A 6,342-nucleotide genomic window follows, 5' to 3' on the forward strand; every position below is an offset into this window, starting at 1 on the left:
CGGGCCGGGGCCGAGGTCCTGGCCACCGCCAGCCCGCAGAAGTGGCCGTTCCTGCGGGCCCAGGGCATCGGCCACGTCATGAACTCCCGCGAGCTGGCGTACCCCGACGAGGTGCTGGCCGCCACGGACGGCGAGGGAGCCGACATCGTGCTCCACAGCCTCGGCGGCGACCGCGTCGAGGCCAGCCTCCGGGCGCTCGGGCGCGGCGGCCGCTTCGTCGAACTGGGCAAGGTGGGGGCGTGGACGCCCGACGAGATCCACCGGGCCCGGCCCGACGTCGCGTACCACACCTTCGACTTCAGCGTGTTCGACGCCGAGCAGCTCCGCCGGCTGACCGCGGAGGTGCTCGCCCCCGTCATGGAGCTGATGGAGGCCGGGGAGCTGCCCCCCATCCCCACCACCGTCCACACCCTCGACGAGGTCGACGAGGCGTTCAGGTCCCTCAGCCGCGGCACCAACGTCGGCAAGCTCGTCATCGGATTCGACGCCTGGCTCGGCACCGAACCGCCGCCCGCCGCACCGCCCGTCGAGGTCGACGCGGACCACACCTACCTCGTCACCGGCGGGTTCGGCGCGCTCGGCCGCCTCGTCGCCGAGCGCCTCGCGGTCCTCGGCGCCCGCCACCTGGCCCTGCTGGGCAGGCGCACCCCGGCGGAGGAGGACCTCGCCGCCCTCCGGGAACGCCTCGGCCCGGACGTCGAAGTCGCCGCCTACGCGGCCGACATCGGCGACGAGGACGACGTGCGCCGCGTCTTCGCGGACCTGGAGGCCCGGCAGCGGCCGCTCGGCGGCATCGTGCACGCCGCGGGCGTGCTGGCCGACGCCCCGGTGGCCGCGCAGACCTGGGAGAGCATCGAGACGATCTTCCGGACGAAGGTCTACGGCAGCTGGCTGCTGCACAAGGCCGCCCTCTCCCTCCCGGACCTGCGGTTCTTCATCGGCTACTCGACCGTGACCTCGATCGTCGGCAACGGCGGCCAGGCGAACTACGCGGCGGGCAGCGCGTTCCTCGACACCCTGATGTGCCGGCGGCACGCCGCCGGGCTGCCCGGGACGAGCGTCAACTGGGGCGCCTGGGGGGAGATCGGCCTGGCCGCCGCCGCGGGCCCGCAGCACGCCGCGAGCGTCGAGCGGCAGGGCTTCTCCTTCTTCCGGCCGGCGGCCGGGATCCGCGCCCTGTTCCGGCTGCTGGACCGGCCGCCCGCCCAGGTCACCATCGCCGAGGTCGACTGGGACCGCTTCGCCGCGACCCGGCCGCAGCCCAACGCCCTGTACCAGCAGGTCGCACGCGGCCCGCGGCGCCGGGGCGTCGACATCGACCCGGACGCCCTGCGGGCGCTGCCCGCGGCGGAGCGGCAGGAGACCGTCTCGCGCGCCGTCCGCGGGCTCATCGCCGACCTCCTGCACTACGACGGCGCCGACGACGTGCCGCCCGACGCCCGCTTCTTCGAGGTGGGCCTGGACTCCCTGGCCGCGGTCGAGCTGAAGAACGCGCTGGAGCTCTGCTTCCGCCTCCAGCTCTCCGCCACCAGCGTCTTCGACCACCCGTCGGTCGCGCAGCTCGCGGAGTTCCTCGACGGACGGCTCACATCCGCCACGCCCGGCGCGAACGGCACGAACAGCACGAAGAGCGCGAACGGCACGGACGGAGACGCACGATGAGCCAGGCCACCGGAACCGCCGTCCGGTTCCCCACCATCGCCGCCACCGCGGCCCACCACGCCGAGGTCCGCCCGGACCGCACCGCCATCGAGTGCGCCGGCCGCCGGGTCACCTTCCTCGACCTGGACCTGCGCAGCAACCGTACGGCCCGCGCACTGGCCGCCGAGGGCGTCACCGCCGGCACCCGCGTCGCGTACCTCGCCGCGGACACCGAGCACTACTACGACCTCCTCCTGGCCTGCGCCAAGACCGGCGCCGTGCTGGTGCCCGCCGACCCCCGGCTCACCCCCGGCGAGATCGAGCACGTACTCCGCGACTCGGGGGCCGCCCTGCTGTTCGCCGACGCCGGGCGGCTGCCCGCCGCCGAGCGGATCCGCCCCGCGCTGCCCGCCCTCCGTGCCGTGATCAGCCTCGAAGACGACGCGCCCGGCGGCGGCTTCGCCGCCTGGGCCGGCGGCCGTCCCGACACCGCCCCCGAGGCCGTCCCGGGCCCCGCCCACCCGCTGACGCAGATCTACACCAGCGGCACCACCGGCGCCCCCAAGGGCGTGGTGCTCAGCCAGCGCAGCTTCTGGGCGGTCAACGACCTGCTGGCCCGCCACCGCCTGGACTGGCTCGACTGGCGCGAGGACGACCGGATCCTGCACGTCCTGCCGGGCCACCACATCGGCGGCCCGTGGTGGTTCCTCCAGGGCTTCCGCGCCGGGGCCGCCAACGTGCTCGGCCAGGGCTTCGAGGGCGGGCGCACCCTCCGCCAGATCCGGGACGGCGGCATCACCACCACCCTGATGGTGCCGTCCATGCTGCAGGTCCTCCTCGACGAACCGGGCGCGGGAGAAGCCGACTTCGCGGGCCTGCGCAAGGTCGTGTACGGCGGCTCGCCGATGCCGGAGGCCCTGCTGCGCAGGTGCCTGGAGGTGATGGGCTGCGAGTTCGCGCAGATCTTCGGCCTCACCGAGACGTGCGCCTCCGCCCTCTGCCTGCCCCCGGCCGACCACGTCCCCGGCGGGCCCCGCCTCACCGCCGCGGGCCGGGCGTACCCCGGCGTGGCCGTGCAGGTCGTCGACCGCGCCGGCGACCCGCTGCCGGCCGGGCAGGTCGGCGAGATCCTCCTCGACACCCCCGCCGTCATGGACGGCTACTGGAACCGGCCCCGCGACACCGAACGCACCGTCGTCGACGGCTGGCTGCACACCGGCGACGCGGGCTTCCTCGACGAGGACGGCTACGTCCACATCCGCGACCGCATCAAGGACGTCATCCTCGTCGCCGGGGAGAACGTGTACCCGGCGGAGGTCGAGAACGCCCTGGGCAAGCACCCGGGCGTGGCCGACGTGGCCGTGGTGGGCGTGCCGGACCGGGTGCGCGGCGAGGCGGTCAGGGCGTACGTCGTACCCCGGGCGGGGGAGCGGCCGTCCCCGCGCGAGCTGACGACGTTCCTCAGGGACCGGCTCGCCGACTACAAGAGCCCCACGGACTACGCCTTCGTGGACGCCCTGCCGCGCACCGCGAGCGGCAAGATCCTGCGCCGCGAACTGCGCGGCCGTTCCTAGGGAGAGGACCCAGACCATGGACGCGAGCACGGACCGCCCCGGAGGGCCCGACCTGCTGGACCTGCCGCTGCCGCAGCCGCGCGAGTGCCCCTTCGGGCCGCCCCCGGAGATGGCCGGGCTGCGCGAGCGGACGCCGGTGGTCCGGGTGAAGTGCCCGACCGGCATCACCGCGTGGCTCGTTACCCGCTACGACGACGTGCGCGACGTGCTCGGGGACGCCGGGCGCTTCAGCAGCCGCGCCGGGCAGGCGATCCACCTGATGGCGCACGCGGATCCCGACCGGCCGGTCGGAGACGTGGAGTTCTCGCGCATGGACGGTGCGGACTACCAGCGGTTCCGGCGGATCATCGGGCCGGAGGTGTCGACCGCCCAGCGGATGGCGGAGCTGCGTCCGATGGTGCAGGACCTCGTCGACGAGCGGCTCGACGCGCTGGCCGCCGCCGGGCAGGCCGCCGACTTCTACGGCGACTTCGCCGTCCCCGTCACCACCGCCGCGATCGGCGGGCTCGTCGGCGTGCCGTACGAGGACCGGGAGCTGTTCCACAACGCTGCGGCGGTGATGTTCAGCGGCGCCACCAGCCAGGCGGACGTGCTCAAGGTGATGCGGCCGCTCCACGAGTACCTGTACAAGCTCGTCGTGACCCGCCGCGCGGAGCCCGCGGACGACAGCCTCAGCCGCATCATCGCGCGCAGCGAAGCCGGCGAGCGGCCCTTCACCGACGTGGAGTTGGTCGGCATCTGCGCCGCCCTGCTCGTCCCCGGCTTCGACACCACCGCGACCGTCATGGCCCACGGCCTCCTCACCCTCCTCGCACACCCGGCGGAGCTGGCCCGGCTGCGTGCCGACCCCTCGCTGATCCCCAGCGCGGTCGAGGAGATCGTGCGCTTCCTCGGGGGCGCCCCGGGCATCGTCCGCCAGGCGACCCGGGACACCGAGATCGGCGGCCACCCGGTGGCAGAAGGCGACTACGTCGTCCTCGCCATGCAGGCCGCCGACCGCGACACCGGCGCGTTCCCCGACCCCGACCGGCTGGACGTCGGCCGGCGGCCCAACAACCACCTGGGCTTCGGCTACGGCACGCACCAGTGCTTCGGGCAGCAGACGGCCCGGCTGGAGCTGACGGTGACCCTGGAGACCCTGCTGCGCCGCGTCCCGTCGCTGCGGCTCGCGGTGCCGCTGGACGACGTCCCGTTCAAGACGGGGAGCATCGTCTACGGACCGGCCGAGGTCCCGGTGACGTGGGACGCCGTCCTGCCCGCGGGAAAGGCGGGATGACGGGTGGCGGGGGCGGCGGACCGGTGAGGATCGGCGTCGACGTCGACAAGTGCGTGGCCTCCGGCATGTGCGCGTTCGTGGCGCCCGGGGTCTTCGGCCAGAGGGAGGAGGACGGCGTGGTCGTGGTCCTGCACCGGGATCCGCCCGAGGACCAGCACGAGGCGGTGCACGAGGCGGCGGTGCGCTGCCCCGCGCAGGTGATCGACGTCGAGTAGCCCGCCCCGGGAGCCGCGGGGGAGCGATCCACCGACGCGGCGGAGCGTCCGCGCCCCGTACCCGCGCTCCATGTCACTGACGGGAGTCCCTTTTCCGGTGTCTGCCAACGAACAGCAGCTGCGCGAGTACCTGAGGCTGGTCACCGCCGACCTCCGCGAGACCCGGAAGCGTCTCGAACGGGCCGAGGCCGGGCGGCACGAGCCCGTCGCCGTGACCGCCATGGCCTGCCGCTTCCCCGGCGGAGTGACGTCCCCCGAGGAGCTGTGGCGCCTCGTCGCCGACGGCGGGGAGGGCCTGTCGCCGCTGCCCGCCGACCGCGGCTGGGACCTGGAGGCGCTCCGCGACCCCGACCCCCGGCTGCCCGGCAGGACCTGTCTGCGCGCCGGCGGATTCCTGCGCGAGGCGGGCGACTTCGATGCCGGCCTGTTCGGGATCTCGCCGCGCGAGGCGCTGGCGATGGACCCGCAGCAGCGGCTGCTGCTCGAAGTGGCGTGGGAGGCGTTCGAGCGCGCCGGGCTCCCGGCCGGAGAGCTGCGGGGCGAGCCCGTGGGCGTCTTCGTCGGCGGGACGCCGCAGGAGTACGCGCCGCGCCACGGCGACCCGGCGGCGCGGGACCTGGAGGGCTACCTGGCCGTCGGCACCACCACGAGCGGGATGTCGGGGCGGATCGCGTACACCTTCGGACTGCGCGGCCCCGCGCTGACCGTCGACACCGCCTGCTCGTCCTCGCTGACCGCCCTGCACGTCGCCGTGCAGGCGCTGCGGCGCGGCGAGTGCACCATGGCGCTCGCCGGCGGCGTCACCGTCATGTCCTCCCCGAACTGGATCGTCGACCTCAGCCGCCAGCGGGCCCTGGCCGCCGACGGCCGGTGCAAGGCGTTCGCCGCGGCGGCCGACGGCTTCGGCCCCGCCGAAGGCGTGGGCGTGCTGCTGCTGGAGCGCCTGTCCGACGCCCGCCGCCTCGGCCACCGGGTGCTGGCCGTCGTACGGGGCACGGCGGTGGGCCAGGACGGCGCGAGCAACGGCCTGACCGCCCCCAACGACGAGGCGCAGGAACAGGTCATCCGCGACGCCCTGGCCGACGCCCGGCTCACCGCCGCCGACGTGGACGCGGTGGAGGCGCACGGCACCGGCACCGGCCTCGGCGACCCGATCGAGGCCCAGGCGCTCGCCGCCGCCTACGGCCGCGGGCGCCCGGCCGAACGGCCCCTGCTGCTGGGGACGGTGAAGTCGAACATCGGGCACACCCAGGCGGCGGCGGGGATGGCCGGGGTCATGAAGACGGTCATGGCGATGCGCCACGGCGTGCTGCCCGCGACGCTGCACGTCGACGAGCCGTCCCCCCATGTCGACTGGGCGGCGGGGACGTTGGAGCTGCTGACCGCGGCCAGGCCGTGGCCGGAGCGTGGCGGACCCCGGCGGGCGGGCGTGTCGTCGTTCGGCATCACCGGCACCAACGCCCACGTGATCCTTGAGGAAGCCGAGGAGGCCGCAGAAAACGGACGGCCGGAACCGGAAGCCGACCGGGAAGCCCTCTCCGCCGTCGTCCCGTGGATCCTCTCCGCACGCGGTGAGGCCGCCCTGCGGCAGCAGGCGGTGCGGCTACGGGAGTTCGCGGCCGGCGCCGCCGCGGCC

General features: G+C 75.0%; 5 protein-coding genes. All 5 read left to right on the forward strand.

Going from position 1 to position 6,342, the window contains the following annotated elements:
* Positions 1-1,662, forward strand: a 1,662-nt coding sequence (locus tag H5J30_RS13890; protein ID WP_181787745.1) for an SDR family NAD(P)-dependent oxidoreductase, incomplete at its 5' end; no start/stop codon positions are given.
* Positions 1,659-3,215, forward strand: a complete 1,557-nt coding sequence (locus H5J30_RS13895; RefSeq protein ID WP_181787746.1) for a long-chain-fatty-acid--CoA ligase — start codon at positions 1,659-1,661, stop codon at positions 3,213-3,215. The genes H5J30_RS13890 and H5J30_RS13895, both read left to right, overlap by 4 nt.
* Positions 3,216-3,231: 16 nt before the next feature.
* Positions 3,232-4,491: a cytochrome P450 gene (locus tag H5J30_RS13900; protein WP_181787747.1), complete on the forward strand. Its 1,260-nt coding sequence runs from the start codon at positions 3,232-3,234 to the stop codon at positions 4,489-4,491.
* Positions 4,488-4,706 carry a ferredoxin gene (locus H5J30_RS13905; protein ID WP_220188882.1) on the forward strand — a complete coding sequence of 73 codons (219 nt, stop codon included), beginning with the start codon at positions 4,488-4,490 and terminating at the stop codon, positions 4,704-4,706. The genes H5J30_RS13900 and H5J30_RS13905 overlap by 4 nt, the downstream gene beginning before the upstream one ends.
* A gap of 97 nt (positions 4,707-4,803) precedes the next feature.
* A partial coding sequence (locus H5J30_RS13910) for a type I polyketide synthase (protein ID WP_181787748.1) occupies positions 4,804-6,342 on the forward strand: 1,539 nt, incomplete at its 3' end.

The organism is Streptomyces phytophilus (assembly GCF_013870535.1).
Lineage (GTDB): Bacteria > Actinomycetota > Actinomycetes > Streptomycetales > Streptomycetaceae > Streptomyces > Streptomyces phytophilus.